Source organism: Mycobacterium sp. NPDC050853 (genome assembly GCF_040653875.1).
Taxonomy (GTDB): Bacteria; Actinomycetota; Actinomycetes; order Mycobacteriales; family Mycobacteriaceae; genus Mycobacterium.
The window spans coordinates 202,441-218,157 of the sequence record NZ_JBFAGW010000003.1 but is presented as its reverse complement, the minus strand read 5'-3'; the positions used below and the strand labels follow the sequence as shown (position 1 = coordinate 218,157).

The following is a 15,717-nucleotide window of genomic DNA, read 5'->3' as shown; positions in this document are numbered from 1 at the left end:
GGAGAATCGCTGGGAATCGGCGTATTTCAGCCCAATACCGCCCCCGAACGTGACGGACAACGCTGCCGCTACTTGCCGCGGAACCTACGTCCTGCCGATAGTGCAGCAATGGTGCGGGTTGCTCTGGTGGTGTTGTGCGCCCTCCAGGTCACCATGCAGCTGTACGTGTGGATTCCGATCCACGATGCCGTCTCGGCTTCCTACGGCGGACAGAACATGACACCCGCGCTCTCGGCAGCGCTCTTTGGTTACGCCGCGGGTTTCCTGCTGTTCGGACCCGTCACCGACCGCTTCGGCCGCCGACGTGTGCTGATCGCCGGGGTGTCTGTCATGGCCGTCTTGACCTTCTTGGTGCCCTTCGCCACAACACCCGCTCTCTTCGGGGTGCTTCGTGTGCTGCAGGGTTTCGCCGGTGGCGCGTTCTCGCCGTCCGCACTCAGTCATCTTGGCGAGGCACTGCCCCGTCGGACGGCGACCACCGCAATTGGCGCGGTATCCACTGCGTATCTGATGGCCGGTGTTCTCGGGCAGGTGATGGCCTCCGTCGTCACCCGTGCGTGGGGGTGGCAGTGGCTGTTCTGGATCAGCGCCGCGGGGCTCGCACTCAATGCCGCACTGCTGGCGCCCGTGATGCGTGAGGAGCGTTCCGGCAATCCAGGTTCACGGATCGTGAGCGGCTTTGTGGCGCAGGCCCGGCTGCTCACCCGTCGGGATATCGCGGTACCGCTGGCAGCCGTCTTCGTACTGATGCTGTCCTTCGTCGCGATGTATACAAGCTTGGCTGTTCAGCTGGTGGATGTACTGCAGCTCCCGGAATCCACGGTGACGACCATTCGGCTGGCGGGTATCCCCGGAATGCTCGTGGCACCGTTCGTGGGGTCGTGGGTGGGCAGGGTCGGCACCGAAACCGGGGCGTTGGTGGGATACGTGCTGGCCGCGGTAGGGCTGGCGGTTGAAGCCGTGGGCGCCGGATCGATTCCGGTCATCGTGATCGGTAGCAATATCTTCGTCGCCGGTATAGCCATCGCCTCGACGGCGATGGTCACTATGTTCGGCGACCGCGCGGCTCCCCGCCGCGGTGCCGGTACCGCCCTCTACGGGTTCACGGTCTTTCTCGGCGCGAGCTCGGCGCCGTACCTGGCGCACGCACTCGGATTCCGGCCGCTGCTGGGCGCGTTGGTCACCGCGCTGATCGGCGGAGCGGTGCTGGTAGCGAGCTCACGACGTGTGACGGTGCCGGTCGACGCAACTGCGGACTCCGGATAGTCGACTGGCTAATCCATCCACCCCCCATCGAATACCTCGTAAGCTCCCCCGCATGAGCATGCCGACACCGCGACGGCCTCTTCCTGGCTACTGGTACGGCATCGGCGCCGCATTGATCGCCGTCGGTGTGATCGGCGGTATTGCGCTGTTCATCACGGGGATGATCGCGATGATGCAGGGACCGACCTCCCAATTCGAGGGGAATGGTTCAGCCACAGTGCCTTTCGAGGCGGGTACCTCACAGATCATCTATATCGCCGATGTCAAGAGCGGTGTATCGGTGGCCGGACGCACACGATGCGTCGCTCGCGATGACGAAAATCGAGATGCGGCGATCAGCCGATACAGCGGCAGCCTGTCCATCAACCAATGGAGCGCCCTCTACGTGGTCACCGCGCAGGACGCCGGCGACTACACCATCAGCTGCGCGGGCTCACCGGATATGTACTACGGCGTCGGCCCTCGGGCCAGCACCGCCGCCAAGTCGGTGACCATCGCGGGCCCGATCGTCGGCGTAAGTCTCGCCGCTGCCGGACTCATCGTCTTGGTAGTCACCGCGTCACGCCGCAGACAGCCGCCGCAGTACCCCGGGCCTCCGCAGTACCCGTACCCGTATCCGCCCCGCGGCTGATAGCCGTGCAGGCCTACGACGTGCATCGGGGCCGGTCAAGGCAGTGGTGGCGATGAGCACTCAGGACAGTCCGCTACCATGACCGACGGAGGATTCGCCTAGTGGCCTATGGCGCTCGCCTGGAACGCGGGTTGGGTTAATAGCCCTCAGGGGTTCAAATCCCCTATCCTCCGCCACGCAAGACCGCATCAAGGAGGGCAATGGCTGCCGGACGCCGGACGGCGACCATCGTTCTGACCAGCAGCCATGCCGCTCTCTCCTTGATCGCGGGACTGCTCTTTTTCCTCTTCGTGCTGCCCCGCTGGCCCGAACTGGACGGCGCCACCAGCCACACGCTGGGTACGGGATTAAGAATCGTCACGGGCACGCTGCTCGCGGCTGCGGGTATCCCGGCCCTCATCTCCTGGCGGCGGACCAGACAACCCGAGTTCGCGACGCCTCAGCTGGCGCTCACGCTGCGCGCAGCCTCGTTCAGCGGCCATTTCCTGGCGGGCGCCCTGATCGTCGGCACGGCGGTGGCCGAGATCTGGCTGGACTTGGACCGGTTCGGCGTTTGGGAGTTCGGGGTGTACGGCGCCGCCGCGGCGATCGGACTCCTGGCTTTCGCGGCATACCACCTGGCGTTGGTGGCCGAGCTCCCCGAGAAGGAACGCAAGCCCCGCCCGGTCAAGAAGAAGGCCACCAAGGTCGTGGAGCTTAGCGACCAGACCGAGACAGACGAGACCGAAGCAGACGAGACACCGGCCGACGAGATCGCAGCCGAGGAACCCAGCGAGACAGAGGCGGCACAGACTGCCGACGACTCCACCGAAGAGACTGTCGAGACCGAGGAACCGTCGCGCGGCCTACGGAACCGTCGCACCCGCAAGTCCTAGGCCGGGTCCTTCCCCTGCGTAGACAGGACCAGTACCGACCCGTCCTTGGGCACAAAGGCCTTGACCGCCCAACCACCCTTCTCGGTATTGGTGGACAGCATCCGGTCAAGCTCGTCGCTGCGTTCGAATTGCGCGGACGGCACACCGGAGTCGAGCGTTTTCCACAGACGCGGTCTGATCGCAAGCACCATGCCCGAGCGGAAGGGCGCCACGTACGCGGCCAACTGCTGGGGCGGCATTTCGATGATCGCGTCCATCCAATACGTGGTGTTTGGCCCGGGCAGGGGTGAGTCGCTGAAAAATCCCTGCACCCATTCACCGGTCACCGGTTTCGGTAACTTCGGGAAACGCTGCTCCAGCGGCTCGGAGTCATAGCGGATCGGTGACGCTCCGGTCTTTTGCGGCATGTACGACGTTGGGGTGGACTCAGCTTGGTCCCATGACGAGCAGCCACCGACCGCGAAAAGCGCGACGGCACAGGTCGCCGCCCAACGTTTCATTCCTGCACGGTACCGGTATCCGATTCGGGTATCAGAGATTTCGTCGTGAGTACCCATATCGCCACCACAAGGAACAGCAACGGCAAGGCTGCACAGTCGAAGGCCCGCTCGGCCTTGGACATATGCGCGATGACGGCATCCCACCCGGTGATGTAGGACTGAAAATTGGGGTCTATCCGCATTGCCCGGATGTAGAGCAGCACGTATTGCCACATGAACACCACCACGCCGATCACGGCCGTCACCGCGGCCCACTGCCACCGGTGCACACCGCGAGTCGTCAGAATCTGGTTGACCAACAGCACTATGAGTGGCACCGTCCACACCCAGTGATGGCCCCACGCCAACGGGGACACCACGCAGCCGACCATGCCGACGACGGCGACCGCCAGCAGCTCCCGACCCGCGCGGTGAGCGCGCCACGCGGCCGCCATTCCCAGCAGCGCGGCCACACCCGCGAGCAGAACCCACAGCCATGTCGGCATGGGTTGCGGCGCATAGAGATTCGATAATGCTCCACCAATTGACGCGTTGCCCGGATGATCCAGCGACCCTATGTGATCGGTGGTACGGACGGCACTCAACCAGTAGTCGGACGAATCCGAGGGCAGCACAATCCATCCCAGTGCCACGGTACCGATGGCCGTTGCTATCGAAGCCACCGCGGCCCGCCACTGACGGGAAACCAATAGGTAGGGAAGGAAGATGATGGCGGTGAGCTTGACGCCCGATGCGACGCCCACCGACCAACCACGCCACCGGGCGCCATCGGGGCGGGTGAGATCCCAAATGATCAGCGCGGCCAGCACGAGATTGACCTGCCCCTGCCACAGCGTTCCATGGACAGGCTGAATATCCAAGGCCAACAAGGTCATTCCAGCGCATGCGACGGCCAGGCGGCTATCGGCCGCATATCCGAGAACCCGCCAGCACCGCCAGATGATGGCGAACAGCGCCCCCATGTTCATCACGAACCAGAGCACCTTCGCTGTTCCCAGCGATACGAACCCCAGCGGGGCGAACAGTAACGCGGCGAACGGCGTGTAGGTGAACCACCCCGCGTCCGGAATCTCCGTGGCATACAACAGCTCGCGGTGCAGAATCCGCAGACCACCGAATCGGTAGGTCATCAGATCGCCACCATTGCTGAACAATCCGAAGCTATTCGGGGCATCCAGCGGTACCAGCCAATGCTGAACCAGAACCGCGACGATACCCACCGCCAAGAACACACTCGCCGTCCGCGACGACATACTGCGGACTGTCACTACTGCTTCCTATCGGTATCCCGGGATGGCTGAACGCGTTTCGGTTCTCCCGGCATCTTCGGGTAGTTGGGCGGATAGGGCATATCGCCCAGTCCGTTCGCCTCATCCCGCGCTACCAGCTCAAGAAGCGGCTCGATCGATTGCGGTGCACCGTCCATCTCCGCCATAGGATCTGGACGCTTCCGGAGCAGCTCGGGCACGGTCGCGATGGTGAAGTCATCGGGTTCGGCGTCGACGAGCTCGTCCCACGTCAACGGCGTGGAAACCGTCGCGATGGATGTGCGTCGCACCGAATAGGCCGATGCCATAGTGCGGTCACGCGCATTCTGGTTGAAGTCGATGAAGATGCGCTCGCCACGTTCTTCCTTCCACCACGACGTGGTCACCTGTTTCGGCGCGCGGCGTTCCACCTCGCGGGCCAGCGCGATACCGGCCCTGCGTACCTCGATGAAATCCCAGCGAGTCTCGATACGCAGATAGATGTGGATACCGCGGCCCCCGGAGGTTTTCGGGTAGGCGACGAACCCCAGTTCGTCGAGCAGCGGGCGCAGCACATCGAGTGCCACCGACTTGGCCTCATCGAAACCGGTCCCCGGCTGCGGGTCCAAATCGATACGCAGCTCGTCGGGGTGTTCCAGGTCGGGATACCGCACCTGCCAGGGATGCAGCGTGACCGTGCCCATCTGCGCGGCCCACACGATCGCGGCGGGTGTGGTGACCCGCAGGACCTCGGCGGTGCGGCCGGACGGGAAAGTCACCTCGCAGGTGTCCAAGTAATCGGGATAGTGCTTGGGCAGCCGCTTTTGGTAGATCTCCTCGCCATCGATGCCGTCGGGGAATCGTTGCAGGTGCGTGGGCCGGTCCCGCAGCGCGTTCATCATGGGTCCGGCAGCCGCGGATGAGCCGCTTGCGCGAAGACCGACAGCCATCGTGCGGTAGTACTCGGCGAGGTGGCGTTTGGTGCCGCCATCGGCACCAAGCTGCGGAAAGTAGATCTTGTCGGGGTTGCTCAGGCGGACGGCGACGCCGTCTACATCTAATTCCTCGGCGGGTGTAGGCATTGCAGTCAGTCTGTCAGAGCCCGCCCGTCAGAATGGGCCAATGGACCTCCCCGTCATGCCACCTGTGTCCCCCATGCTCGCCAAGCCGGTGGCAGCCATCCCCGCTGACGCGTCCTACGAGCCCAAATGGGATGGGTTCAGGTCGATCGTCTTTCGTGACGGCGACGAGGTGGAACTGGGCAGTCGTAACGAGAAACCGCTGACCCGATACTTCCCCGAGCTGGTTATCGCCGCGCTGGCTGAGTTACCCGAGCGGTGCGTTATCGACGGGGAGATCGTGATCGCTACCGAGGACGGACTGGATTTCGAGGCCCTCCAACAGCGGATTCACCCCGCGGATTCACGGGTGCGGCTGCTGGCGGAGCAGACACCCGCCTCGTTCATCGCCTTCGACCTGCTCGCACTCGGCGACGAGGATTACACCGCACGGCCATTCAGCGAGCGGCGGGCCGCACTGACCGAGGCCCTGTCCCCCGCCGGCACGTCGATTCATCTCACGCCCGCGACGACCGACCAGACCCTCGCGCAACGCTGGTTCGAGGAGTTCGAGGGTGCCGGTACCGACGGGCTCATCGCAAAACCCTTGGCTATCGCCTATCAGCCCGACAAGCGCGTGATGTTCAAGATCAAACCCGAACGGACCGCCGACTGCGTGGTGGCGGGGTATCGGGTCCACAAGTCCGGTGACGACGCCATCGGATCATTGCTGCTGGGTCTGTATCAGGACGACGGGGCGCTGGCTTCGGTCGGTGTGATCGGCGCGTTCCCGATGGCCGAGCGCAAGCGCCTGTTCCAGGAACTGCAACCGCTCGTCACCCCCCTCGAGGATCACCCCTGGAACTGGGCGGCCCACGAAGCCGGTGAACGCACACCACAGAAGAACGCGGGTTCGCGTTGGAATTCCGGTAAGGACCTGTCCTTCGTTGCGCTGCGCCCCGAGCGGGTGGTGGAAGTCCGCTACGACCACATGGAAGGCGTGCGCTTCCGTCACACCGCGCAATTCAACCGCTGGCGCCCGGACCGCGATCCGCGTTCCTGCACCTACGAACAGCTCGAACGACCAATCACCTTCAACCTCAACGATATTGTGCCGGGTCTGGTGTGACGGGTGCCGGGCGATTTGCGCCGAGCCCGTCGGGTGACCTGCACATAGGGAATCTGCGCACGGCCCTGTTGGCGTGGCTGCTCGCGCGGTCGACCGGGCGGAGGTTCTTCATGCGCGTGGAGGATCTGGATACGCGCACCAGCACCTCGGTGGCAGCACGCCAGCTGGCCGACCTCGCCGCGATCGGGCTCGAGTGGGATGAACCCGTGGTGTGGCAGTCCGCTCGGACCACTGCCTACGACGAAGTGATCTCATCGCTGGAGTCTCGCGGCACGATATACGAATGCTATTGCAGCAGAAAAGATATCGCCCAGGCACCGACGGCGCCACACTCCCCGCCCGGCGCCTATCCGGGCACCTGCCGCGACCTGTCGGAGACAGAGCGCGCACGGTTCCGGTTAGGCCGCACCGAACGTCCGCCCGCGTTGCGGCTGCGCACCGAGAACTCTCCGCGCACCGTGGTTGACGTGCTGCGCGGTGAATACACTGGCCTGGTCGACGATTTCGTGGTGCGCCGCGGCGACGGCGCGGTCGCCTACAACGTCGCGGTGGTGATCGACGACAACGCACAGGGCATCGATCAGGTGGTCCGCGGCGACGATCTGCTGACTTCCGCGCCCCGGCAGGCTTATCTGGCGGAACTGCTGGGTTATCCGGTGCCGACGTATGCCCATGTCCCGCTGGCGCTCAACACGGCACGTGTGCGGCTGGCCAAACGCGATGGTGCCGTGACCATCGCCGACCTGGGTGCGGACCGCTCATTCCGGTTAATCTGCGAATCCCTGGGATACCGGGCCGCCGACGCTGCCGATCTGATGCGGCAATTCGATGCACTGCGGCTGCCCCGCGAGCCATGGATTTACTCGGATTGATCCGAAGCGGCCGGTACAGACACCCGACATGTTAGCCTGCCGCCCACTGCCTTCGAGGGGATAACTGTTGCGCCGTACACGAGTGGCGTTGGTACTGGGCATGCTTATTGCCCTGGTTACATTGGCGTGCGGTCAAGGTGCGGAGGGAGGATCGGACCGGAATTCCTCGGCGCGGGTGTTGCGCGTCGGCACCGAAGGGACGTACGCGCCGTTCAGTTTCCACGATGGAAACGCCGGCGGCACCCTTTCCGGCTACGACGTCGACGTGGCGCGGGCGGTGGGCGACAAACTCGGAATTCACATTGAATTCGTTGAGATGCCATGGGATTCGCTCTTTCCCGCGTTGGAGGCAGGCCGGATCGATGTGGTTGCCAATCAGGTCACCGCATCCCCCGAACGCCAAGCCATCTACGACCTGTCCAAGCCCTACGCGGTTGGCGAGGGCGTCATCGTCACCCGCGCCACTGATGATTCCATCACCTCATTGAAGGATCTGTCCGGTAAGACTGCCGCCCAATCGATGACCAGCAACTGGGCCGCAGTGGCCCGGCAAGCCGGGGCCAAAGTAGAAGCGGTGGATGGCTTTACACCGGCCATCACACTGCTCGACCAGGGCCGTATCGACGCAACCATCAACGACAGCATCGCTGTCTATGCCTACCTGGCGAGCAAGGAAAACACCTCGGTCAAGATCGCGGCCAAGACCGGGCAGCGCAGCGAGCAGACATTTGCGGCGCGCAAGGGCAGTGGACTACTGCCAGAACTCAACCGCGCCCTCGACGAGCTGGGCGCCGACGGCACGCTGGCCAAGATCTCCGAAAAGTATCTGAAGACCAACGCCAGTGGCAGCGCTCCCGCGCCATCGACCACGCGGCTGATCCTGGACAACCTTTGGCCGCTGGCCAAGGCCACCATCACCATCACGATTCCGCTGGCAGCGATCAGCTTCGTGATCGGACTCGTGATAGCACTCGGTGTGGCACTGGCACGACTATCGCCGAACCGTGTGCTGTCCGGGGCCGCCCGGTTCTACATCTCGATCATCCGCGGCACCCCACTGCTGGTGCAGCTATTCCTGATCTTCTTCGCGCTACCCGAGGCGGGGATCAAAATCGACGCGTTCCCGGCAGCGGTGATCGCGTTCAGCCTCAACGTGGGCGGCTATGCGGCAGAGGTGATCCGATCGGCCATCGCCAGTATCCCCAAGGGCCAATGGGAGGCCGCACAAACCATCGGTATGAAGTATCCGACCACATTGCGGCGCATCATCTTGCCGCAGGCCAGCCGGGTCGCGGTACCGCCGCTGTCCAACACATTGATTTCCCTGGTGAAGGACACGTCCTTGGCCTCGACGATTTTGGTGACCGAACTGTTCCGGACAGCGCAGATTGTGGCCGCACCGACCTTCAAGTTCTTCGCGATGTATGGAACTGCGGCGGCGTACTACTGGATTGTCTGCCTGGCATTGTCGGCGGGACAGAACAGACTGGAGAAGCGTCTGGAAAGGTATGTGGCCAAATGACCGACACTCTGGTAACCGTCGCTGGTGTGACCAAATCCTTTGGCAGCAACCAGGTTCTCAAGGGCGTCTCCTTTGAGGTGCCCACTGGTTCAGTGACTGTCATCATCGGGCCGTCGGGCTCGGGAAAGACCACGGTGCTGCGCTCACTGAACGCGCTGGAACGCCCGGACGCCGGCGAAATCACCATCGGTGATGTGCGGGTGGACTTTTCGGTCGATATACCCGAGGCTGAGTTCTATCGGTTCCGCGCCCAGAGTGGCATGGTGTTCCAGGGGCACAATCTCTTTCCTCATAAGACAGTGCTGCAGAACGTCATCGAGGGTCCGGTGATTGTGCAACGACGCCCGGTCGATGAAGCGCGAGCCGATGCCCTGGAGCTGCTGAGAAGCGTCGGGTTAGACGGCAAACAGGACCAGTACCCCTACCAACTTTCCGGCGGGCAACAGCAGCGGGTCGGCATTGCGCGGGCGCTGGCAATCAAACCCAAACTGATGTTGTTCGACGAGCCAACCTCCGCGCTCGACCCGGAGCTAGTCGGCGAGGTACTGGCGGTGATCAAGGACCTGGCCACCCAAGGCTGGACCATGGTGATCGTGACGCACGAGATCCGGTTCGCCCAGCAGGTGGCCGACCAGGTGCTCTTCACCGACGGCGGTGTAGTGCTGGAGAAGGGTCCGCCGAGCGAAGTGATCGGTGCGCCCCGGCAGGAACGCACGAAACAGTTCCTGCATCGCATCCTCGAACCGCTGTAGCTATCCGATACTCACCGGCAGGTCGGCGAGCCCGCGCAGCGTGACATTCGGTTTGTAGGTGGGCTCACCGGTCAGGCACGCCTCGGGGAACCGCGCCGTGATCGAGCTCAGCGCCAGCTTGGCCTCCAGTCGCGCGAGCGGCGCGCCCAGGCAGAAGTGCGGCCCATGCCCAAAGGCCAGGTGCTTGATCTCGGCACGATCCGGGTCGAAGACGTCGAGGTCGGGGCCGACCTCCGGATCACGTTGCGCGGCAGCGAGCATCAGCAACATCCACTCGCCGCTGGGCAACGTGAAGTCGCGAATGGTCATGTCTCCATCGGCAACACGGGCCACCATATGCACAGGTGGGTCATAACGCAGTGTTTCCTCGATGACCAGTGGCGCACGATCGGCGTTCTGTCCCAACAATTTCCACTGCTTGGGCGCACGCAACATGGCCAACGACGCGTTGGCCATCAGGTTGACAGTGGTCTCGTGCCCGGCGATGAGCAGCAGGGTGCAGGTGGAGATGATCTCGTCTTCGGTGAGCTGATCACCGGCTTCCTCCACCTGAATCAGCGCGGACAGCAGATCGTCACCGAGGTTGCGCCGACGGGCCGCGATGAGATCGATGAAGTAGTCCCACATCCAGCGGCTTGCTTTGATGCGCTCGTCCATGTTCTCGGCGGCCTGCCCGGTGAGCGCGAAGACCGGGTCCAAAGACTGCCCGAGAAGTGCTGAGGCGCGGCCGAATTCGGGCTCGTCTTCCAGCGGCACGCCCAACATCCGGCAGATCACCGCCACGGGTAGCGGATAGGCGAAGTCCGAGACCAGGTTGAAGCTGCCGCGCTCGGCGATATCGTCCAGCAGACCGTCGACAAGGGACTGGACATCAGTGGCCATCGCATTGATGACCCTGGGCGCAAATGCCTTTGACGCGAGCTTGCGCAGCCGAGTGTGATCGGGGGCGTCCAGCCCGAGGAACGAGGGCTTACCCAACGCCAGGTTCGGGTACTTGGCGAGCTGCTGCTGGACGAGATTGGACTTGCGCCGATCCGAGGAGGCCTGCGGGTGACGCAGCACGGCATTGCAGTCCGCGAAGGTGGCCAGCACGCTCACGGCGGTGCGCGGCTGCACCGGTCCAGTCTGTGTCTGCTCGCACAGCTGCCGGTACACGGGGTACGGATCTGCGCGATTCGCCGGATCGAGCACCTGAAGTAGCAGGGTGCCCGGGTCGGTCGTAGTAGGCATGTGCCCAGTGTGCGCCCGGATGCTGAGATCCGCCTGAGGCACGGACTCAGCAGTAGTAGCGGCCCAGCGTCTCCTCACGCAGCGCGTCAAAGGTGCCGTCGACGATGCCGGCGCGGATGCGGTCCACCAGTCCGATGGTGAATCGTTCGTTGTGGATGGTGGCCAAGGTGGATGCCAGCATCTCCTTGGCCTTGAACAAGTGGTGCAGATAGGCCCGCGTGTAGTGAGTGCAGGTGTAGCAGTCACATTCGGCATCGATGGGGGTGAAGTCCCGGCGGTACTTCGCACCGGTGATGTTCACCCGGCCGTCGCGGGTATAGACGGCGGCGTTACGCGCGACCCGCGACGGGGACACGCAATCGAATGTGTCCGCCCCTGCGGCCACCGCGGCGAACAAGTCGTCGGGCTCGCTGATCCCCAGTAGGTGGCGCGGTTTGTTTTCGGGCAGCTCGGATGTCACCCAGCCGACGATGGCGCCGAGGTTCTGTTTCTCCAGCGCACCACCGATCCCATAGCCGTCAAAGCCCCGATCCGCGCCGTTAACAAGGGATTCCAGGCCGCGCGCGGCCTGGCGACGCAGGTCTTCGTACTGTGCACCCTGCACCACGCCGAACAACGCCTGATAGGGCTTGTCGGCGCGCTCACGGGTCAGTTTCTCGTGCTCATCCAGGCAGCGCTGCGCCCACTCGTGGGTGCGCTGCACCGAATCCTCTTGGTACTCGCGAGTATTGATCAGGGTGGTGAGCTCATCGAAGGCGAAGATAATGTCGGCGCCCAGCTGATGCTGGATCTGCATGGACACCTCAGGGGTGAACCGGTGTGTGGACCCGTCGAGGTGCGAGGTGAAGGTGACACCCTCGTCGTCGACGTGTGCGAGCTTGTCTTTCCCGGGAATGACGACGCCATCGGCGCGGGCCCGGTCAACATCCATCGCCATGACCTTGCGCGCCCCCGAGCCGAGAGAGAGCACCTGGAACCCGCCGCTGTCGGTGAATGTCGGGCCGGGCCAGTTCATGAACGCACCCAGTCCTCCGGCCGCGTCGACGATATCGGGACCGGGCTGCAGGTACAGGTGATAGGCGTTGGCAAGGACCGCCTGGGCACCCAGCGCGGCCATGGTTTCCGGCAACACCGCCTTGACGGTGGCCTTGGTTCCGACGGCGATAAAGGCCGGCGTCTTGATGTCACCGTGCGGGGTATGGATGACTCCAGCCCGGCCCGCGGTTCCGGGCAAGGTGGCGTCGATTGTGAAATAGGAGTCGGTCATCAGAGGACATTTTGCCTGGGCGCGTCGTGACCATCGGTCGTAGGCTCGGGTCATGACATCGACGTCGGATCTTCTCGCGCTGGAGCATGGCACGACCACCCAGGAGGCCTTGGCCTTCTTCGACAACCTGGAGCCCGTGCGGGCAGAGGATCTGATCGGCCAACGCTGGCATGGGGGCGAGGTGCCGACCGGGCATTCGATGGACGGGATTCTCACTGTCTCGGGCTGGTACGGCAAGCAGTTCGACGACCTGAACCATGTGCATCCACTGCTGTTCAGTGATGGCGGCGGCGATATCTTCGCCGTCGACCCAATGCTGGCCCCGATGGGGCTGGCGGGCCGGATCAGCGGACTGACCGAGTCCCCGATGGTCAAGCGGACGTCCCCGACCGCGCTTTCCGCACTCAAACCGCTGATCAGAACCAATAAGCACCGCGCGCGGCTGCGCAATATCGAGTACCGCGGCATCGTCAGCGCGGCCATGGTCTACGACCACAAGGCGATTATCGACCACTTCCGGAAGGTCGACGACGCCACCCTGCTGGGCATCATGGATCTGCGCGATATGGACCAGCCGTACTTCTTCACGCTCCGGCGGGACTGAGGGTTGCAGTTCGCCCGCGTCTAGGCTGCTCGGGTGAGGGCGCCGAAATGATCTTGTTCGAGCGGTCTTTTGCCTACACACCCACGCTGATCTGGCAGGTCATGGTCGATCCCGATCTGTGGTCGCTACAGACCAACGGGTTCCGTCCGGAAGTCGGTTGTCAGTACCGCATCACCCATCCGGCCATCATGGGCACCCGCCTACTCGGCACCGGCGACTGCACCGTGGTCGCCGCGGACCCAGGAAGGCTGCTCGCGGTCGAATTCGTGGGCGCGGTGCGCGAGGGCGATCCCGCCCGGTGGACCATCAGCCACGGTCTCGCTGCCACGGACGGCGGCACGACTGTTCTCACCACACATCTCGATGGGGTCGATATCCACGATCAATCAGAGAGGGTGCTGCTACGCATCGTGACGGATAGCACCGCACGATCCCTGCACCTGCTCAACGAAAGGCTGCACACCCGGCACTAGACATTACGCGCTGAGGGTGGTGATCTCACTGTTCTGCGACAGAACGGACGAGGCGGTCAGCCCGAACATGACCCGAAAGGTGTCACTGAAATGGCTCGGCGACGCGAAGCCCGCATCGACGGCCGCGGTGGTGAAGTCGTCACCTCGCGAGACCGCCGTGCCTACATACAACAATCTCGTCCACAATCGGTAGCGGCGAAAACTCGTCCCGGCATTACCGGTGAACAAATGCAGAAAACGCGACGTGGACAGACCCAGCTCGGCAGCCGTATCGGCCGCGGACATCGACTCCGCGGGAGCGGCCAGCATGCGATCCATGGTCAGCCGGATCCGCGGGTCAATACTTTCGGCATCGTTGTCCCCCACAATGATTCGCCGCAGTTCGGCGGGATCGACGGGGCCCGCACCCGACAGATAGTCGCATAGCACGACCTCGCCACGGTGGCCGGTGGCGATGGGTTCCGAACGTCCGGCCATCGCGGCATCCACACTGCCAACGCGAGTCGAGCTGGGATCGAGATAGTAGAACAGCATTCGCCCCGGCCCGGAACGGATTCGATGCACGGTACGTGCCGGGATGAGCGCACTGCGCGCCAATGCCGAAGCGCCACCCGGGATCTCGACGGTGAACGGTGCATCGACACCAAGGGCAAAACAGTGCACCGGAGTCGAACGGGTGTCCAAGTGAAATGACGGACCAAAATATGCGGCGTACCCGGGCCACAACCACACCTGACGGTGGGAGGACTCCACATCCTCGATCGTCACGAACCTCATCATCACACGACGACGCCAATGACAAGGGCGGCCGCGGCAACCTCGACCAAGAAGTAGAACCAGATCGGATAGAAGGATGTGCCCTCGTCCAGGATCCGGGAAAGCAGCCTGCCCGCCGCCATTCCACCAAGAGCCACGCCGACGGTCAGTGCCGCACCATTGCGAAGCTGGTCATCCCCGGTGGCCGTCCAGAACAGCAGACCCGCCATGGCCAGTCCAAACCCGCCGTACACAGCCCGGATCTCCGAGCGGCTGACCGCGCTCTCGATGGCAATACCGAACGGCCGGACGAGTGCCGCGGGCATGGCCAGCGCGTACACCCCCATACCCAGCATGAATACGCCGACAAGAATCAATGCCACATCCCGCACTGCCACTCCCTCGCTCGATTTTCGGATCGGCATCATCGTGACCGCAGTGCGGGCCGGACGCTTCCGAAAACCTGCTACAGGTGGGTGGCAATCTGGGCTACGCCGCGGGCGTCCCAGGACATGAGCACTCCCACCTGCGTAAACGCTTAGGGAGTTTTGGCGGTGGCGGAGGGATTTGAACCCTCGGACGGGGGTTACCCGTCACACGCTTTCGAGGCGTGCTCCTTAGGCCGCTCGGACACGCCACCGCCGAAGAGACTACAGGCCGCACCCCGGAATACCCGAATCGCGCCCAACCGCGCAGGCGAGCATTGGTTATCGGCGTAAGCCACTCCAGCGTTAGCAACGGACCACTCACATGCACGGATCCGCATGGCTGGCAGGTGATTCCCAGCTGCTTGTACGAAATCGGGGCCACGGTTCCCAGCTAGATGGCCTTCCATCGTGGTTGTGAAAGTTCTCGTTGGAATCGCAGCAGCCGCGGCCATCGCGGCAGGCGGACTTGGCTTAGCAACGACCGCGAATGCGGCCCCGGCACCGGCCATTCCCGCCCCTAGCTATCACTGGTGCCCGGGCGAGTTCTGGAACCCGATCTGGGGTTTCAACTGGGAAGGAGGCGATTGCCACGACGACTGGCATCGCGACCGCGACGGAGATCGCCATGACCGCGACTGGCGCGGCGACGATCACCGCGATTGGCATGACCAAGACCGAGATTGGCACGACAGAAATTGGAGACCCTGACATGAAACTTCTTCTAGGAATTGCCGCTTCCGCGGCCATCGCTGCCGGCGGTTTAGGCCTCGCAGCGACCGCCAATGCCGCCCCGGCCCCGGAGCTTCCGGCCCCCACCTACCACTGGTGTCCCGGCGAGTTCTGGGACCCGATCTGGGGCTTCAACATGAACTGGGGTGAATGCCACGCGGACGGGATCCTCGACCGCGATCGCCCCGGTGATTGGCGCGGTGACGACGGCCGCTGGCGCGACAACGGCCCCGGCCCGGGTGACAACCGTGGCCCTGATCGCGGACCAGACCGTGGGCCCGACCACGGACCTGGCAACAACTGGGGCCACTAAACCCTCCCCGAACCGGCCCGTCCGGTGCGCGCCGCGACCCCCCGACCCAGCGCGCACCGGGCGGG

At 63.9% G+C, this 15,717-nt stretch carries 18 protein-coding genes and 2 tRNA genes; 12 read left to right on the top strand and 8 right to left on the bottom strand.

Annotated features, from left to right (window positions below; all coding sequences use genetic code 11):
* The first annotated feature begins 108 nt into the window (after positions 1-108).
* From AB0H22_RS12960 to AB0H22_RS12945, 4 genes are all read left to right on the top strand, one after another.
* Positions 109-1,266 carry an MFS transporter gene (locus AB0H22_RS12960; protein ID WP_358146835.1) on the top strand — a complete coding sequence of 386 codons (1,158 nt, stop codon included), beginning with the start codon at positions 109-111 and terminating at the stop codon, positions 1,264-1,266.
* A 52-nt stretch (positions 1,267-1,318) separates the two neighbouring features.
* Entirely contained in the window at positions 1,319-1,897 is a 579-nt protein-coding gene (locus tag AB0H22_RS12955) for a hypothetical protein (protein ID WP_255485955.1), read from the top strand.
* A gap of 87 nt (positions 1,898-1,984) precedes the next feature.
* Positions 1,985-2,073, top strand: a tRNA-Ser gene (locus AB0H22_RS12950).
* A gap of 24 nt (positions 2,074-2,097) precedes the next feature.
* On the top strand, positions 2,098-2,772 hold the full coding sequence (locus tag AB0H22_RS12945; protein WP_358146834.1) for a hypothetical protein: 675 nt from the start codon (positions 2,098-2,100) through the stop codon (positions 2,770-2,772).
* On the opposite strand, the gene AB0H22_RS12940 is transcribed toward AB0H22_RS12945, so the two are convergent.
* The 3 genes from AB0H22_RS12940 to AB0H22_RS12930 are packed head-to-tail and all read right to left on the bottom strand — an operon-like array spanning position 2,769 to position 5,601.
* Positions 2,769-3,272 carry a hypothetical protein gene (locus AB0H22_RS12940; protein ID WP_358146833.1) on the bottom strand — a complete coding sequence of 168 codons (504 nt, stop codon included), beginning with the start codon at positions 3,270-3,272 and terminating at the stop codon, positions 2,769-2,771. The two genes, AB0H22_RS12945 and AB0H22_RS12940, sit on opposite strands and share 4 nt — an antisense overlap.
* Complete coding sequence (locus AB0H22_RS12935) at positions 3,269-4,540, bottom strand: glycosyltransferase 87 family protein (RefSeq protein WP_358146832.1); 1,272 nt, start codon at positions 4,538-4,540, stop codon at positions 3,269-3,271. Before AB0H22_RS12935 ends, AB0H22_RS12940 begins: the two co-directional genes overlap by 4 nt.
* Complete coding sequence (locus AB0H22_RS12930) at positions 4,540-5,601, bottom strand: DNA polymerase domain-containing protein (RefSeq protein ID WP_358146831.1); 1,062 nt, start codon at positions 5,599-5,601, stop codon at positions 4,540-4,542. Before AB0H22_RS12930 ends, AB0H22_RS12935 begins: the two co-directional genes overlap by 1 nt.
* Before the next feature lie 40 nt (positions 5,602-5,641).
* Between AB0H22_RS12930 and AB0H22_RS12925 the strand changes: the two genes are divergently transcribed.
* From AB0H22_RS12925 to AB0H22_RS12910, 4 genes are all read left to right on the top strand, one after another.
* Positions 5,642-6,706 carry an ATP-dependent DNA ligase gene (locus tag AB0H22_RS12925; RefSeq protein WP_180750566.1) on the top strand — a complete coding sequence of 355 codons (1,065 nt, stop codon included), beginning with the start codon at positions 5,642-5,644 and terminating at the stop codon, positions 6,704-6,706.
* Positions 6,703-7,578: a tRNA glutamyl-Q(34) synthetase GluQRS gene (gene gluQRS, locus AB0H22_RS12920; RefSeq protein WP_358146830.1), complete on the top strand. Its 876-nt coding sequence runs from the start codon at positions 6,703-6,705 to the stop codon at positions 7,576-7,578. The genes AB0H22_RS12925 and gluQRS overlap by 4 nt, the downstream gene beginning before the upstream one ends.
* Before the next feature lie 100 nt (positions 7,579-7,678).
* Positions 7,679-9,100, top strand: coding sequence for an ABC transporter substrate-binding protein/permease (locus tag AB0H22_RS12915; protein ID WP_358147035.1), 1,422 nt, complete (start codon positions 7,679-7,681; stop codon positions 9,098-9,100).
* Positions 9,097-9,852, top strand: coding sequence for an amino acid ABC transporter ATP-binding protein (locus AB0H22_RS12910; protein ID WP_305803601.1), 756 nt, complete (start codon positions 9,097-9,099; stop codon positions 9,850-9,852). Before AB0H22_RS12915 ends, AB0H22_RS12910 begins: the two co-directional genes overlap by 4 nt.
* Here AB0H22_RS12910 and AB0H22_RS12905 read toward each other — a convergent pair whose 3' ends face one another.
* Positions 9,853-11,082, bottom strand: a complete 1,230-nt coding sequence (locus AB0H22_RS12905; protein ID WP_358146829.1) for a cytochrome P450 — start codon at positions 11,080-11,082, stop codon at positions 9,853-9,855.
* Between the two features lie 46 nt (positions 11,083-11,128).
* Complete coding sequence (gene tgt / locus AB0H22_RS12900) at positions 11,129-12,349, bottom strand: tRNA guanosine(34) transglycosylase Tgt (RefSeq protein ID WP_180750563.1); 1,221 nt, start codon at positions 12,347-12,349, stop codon at positions 11,129-11,131.
* 52 nt (positions 12,350-12,401) lie between these two features.
* Here tgt and AB0H22_RS12895 point away from each other — a divergent pair, with 52 nt between their 5' ends.
* Positions 12,402-12,953: a DUF4334 domain-containing protein gene (locus AB0H22_RS12895; RefSeq protein WP_180750562.1), complete on the top strand. Its 552-nt coding sequence runs from the start codon at positions 12,402-12,404 to the stop codon at positions 12,951-12,953.
* Between the two features lie 47 nt (positions 12,954-13,000).
* Complete coding sequence (locus AB0H22_RS12890; protein WP_255485954.1) at positions 13,001-13,426, top strand: SRPBCC domain-containing protein; 426 nt, start codon at positions 13,001-13,003, stop codon at positions 13,424-13,426.
* A gap of 3 nt (positions 13,427-13,429) precedes the next feature.
* On the opposite strand, the gene AB0H22_RS12885 is transcribed toward AB0H22_RS12890, so the two are convergent.
* The 3 genes from AB0H22_RS12885 to AB0H22_RS12875 form a co-directional block, all read right to left on the bottom strand.
* Positions 13,430-14,194, bottom strand: coding sequence for an AraC family transcriptional regulator (locus AB0H22_RS12885; protein WP_358146827.1), 765 nt, complete (start codon positions 14,192-14,194; stop codon positions 13,430-13,432).
* A gap of 11 nt (positions 14,195-14,205) precedes the next feature.
* A complete protein-coding gene (locus AB0H22_RS12880; protein WP_180750560.1) occupies positions 14,206-14,574 on the bottom strand; it encodes a DUF4345 domain-containing protein in 369 nt (122 codons plus the stop codon).
* A 157-nt stretch (positions 14,575-14,731) separates the two neighbouring features.
* Positions 14,732-14,822: transfer RNA gene (locus AB0H22_RS12875), tRNA-Ser, on the bottom strand.
* A gap of 202 nt (positions 14,823-15,024) precedes the next feature.
* Between AB0H22_RS12875 and AB0H22_RS12870 the strand changes: the two genes are divergently transcribed.
* Both AB0H22_RS12870 and AB0H22_RS12865 read left to right on the top strand, forming a co-directional pair.
* Positions 15,025-15,318 carry a hypothetical protein gene (locus AB0H22_RS12870; protein ID WP_180750559.1) on the top strand — a complete coding sequence of 98 codons (294 nt, stop codon included), beginning with the start codon at positions 15,025-15,027 and terminating at the stop codon, positions 15,316-15,318.
* Between the two features lies 1 nt (position 15,319).
* Complete coding sequence (locus AB0H22_RS12865; protein WP_358146826.1) at positions 15,320-15,652, top strand: hypothetical protein; 333 nt, start codon at positions 15,320-15,322, stop codon at positions 15,650-15,652.
* Positions 15,653-15,717 lie beyond the last annotated feature (65 nt).

Coding starts and splice junctions, on each gene's coding strand:
- AB0H22_RS12960 (WP_358146835.1), top strand. CDS start 109: ATGGTGCGGGTTGCTCTGGTGGTGTTGTGCGCCCTCCAGGTCACCATG.
- AB0H22_RS12955 (WP_255485955.1), top strand. CDS start 1,319: ATGAGCATGCCGACACCGCGACGGCCTCTTCCTGGCTACTGGTACGGC.
- AB0H22_RS12945 (WP_358146834.1), top strand. CDS start 2,098: ATGGCTGCCGGACGCCGGACGGCGACCATCGTTCTGACCAGCAGCCAT.
- AB0H22_RS12940 (WP_358146833.1), bottom strand. CDS start 3,272: ATGAAACGTTGGGCGGCGACCTGTGCCGTCGCGCTTTTCGCGGTCGGT.
- AB0H22_RS12930 (WP_358146831.1), bottom strand. CDS start 5,601: ATGCCTACACCCGCCGAGGAATTAGATGTAGACGGCGTCGCCGTCCGC.
- AB0H22_RS12925 (WP_180750566.1), top strand. CDS start 5,642: ATGGACCTCCCCGTCATGCCACCTGTGTCCCCCATGCTCGCCAAGCCG.
- AB0H22_RS12915 (WP_358147035.1), top strand. CDS start 7,679: ATGCTTATTGCCCTGGTTACATTGGCGTGCGGTCAAGGTGCGGAGGGA.
- AB0H22_RS12910 (WP_305803601.1), top strand. CDS start 9,097: ATGACCGACACTCTGGTAACCGTCGCTGGTGTGACCAAATCCTTTGGC.
- AB0H22_RS12905 (WP_358146829.1), bottom strand. CDS start 11,082: ATGCCTACTACGACCGACCCGGGCACCCTGCTACTTCAGGTGCTCGAT.
- tgt (WP_180750563.1), bottom strand. CDS start 12,349: ATGACCGACTCCTATTTCACAATCGACGCCACCTTGCCCGGAACCGCG.
- AB0H22_RS12895 (WP_180750562.1), top strand. CDS start 12,402: ATGACATCGACGTCGGATCTTCTCGCGCTGGAGCATGGCACGACCACC.
- AB0H22_RS12890 (WP_255485954.1), top strand. CDS start 13,001: ATGATCTTGTTCGAGCGGTCTTTTGCCTACACACCCACGCTGATCTGG.
- AB0H22_RS12865 (WP_358146826.1), top strand. CDS start 15,320: ATGAAACTTCTTCTAGGAATTGCCGCTTCCGCGGCCATCGCTGCCGGC.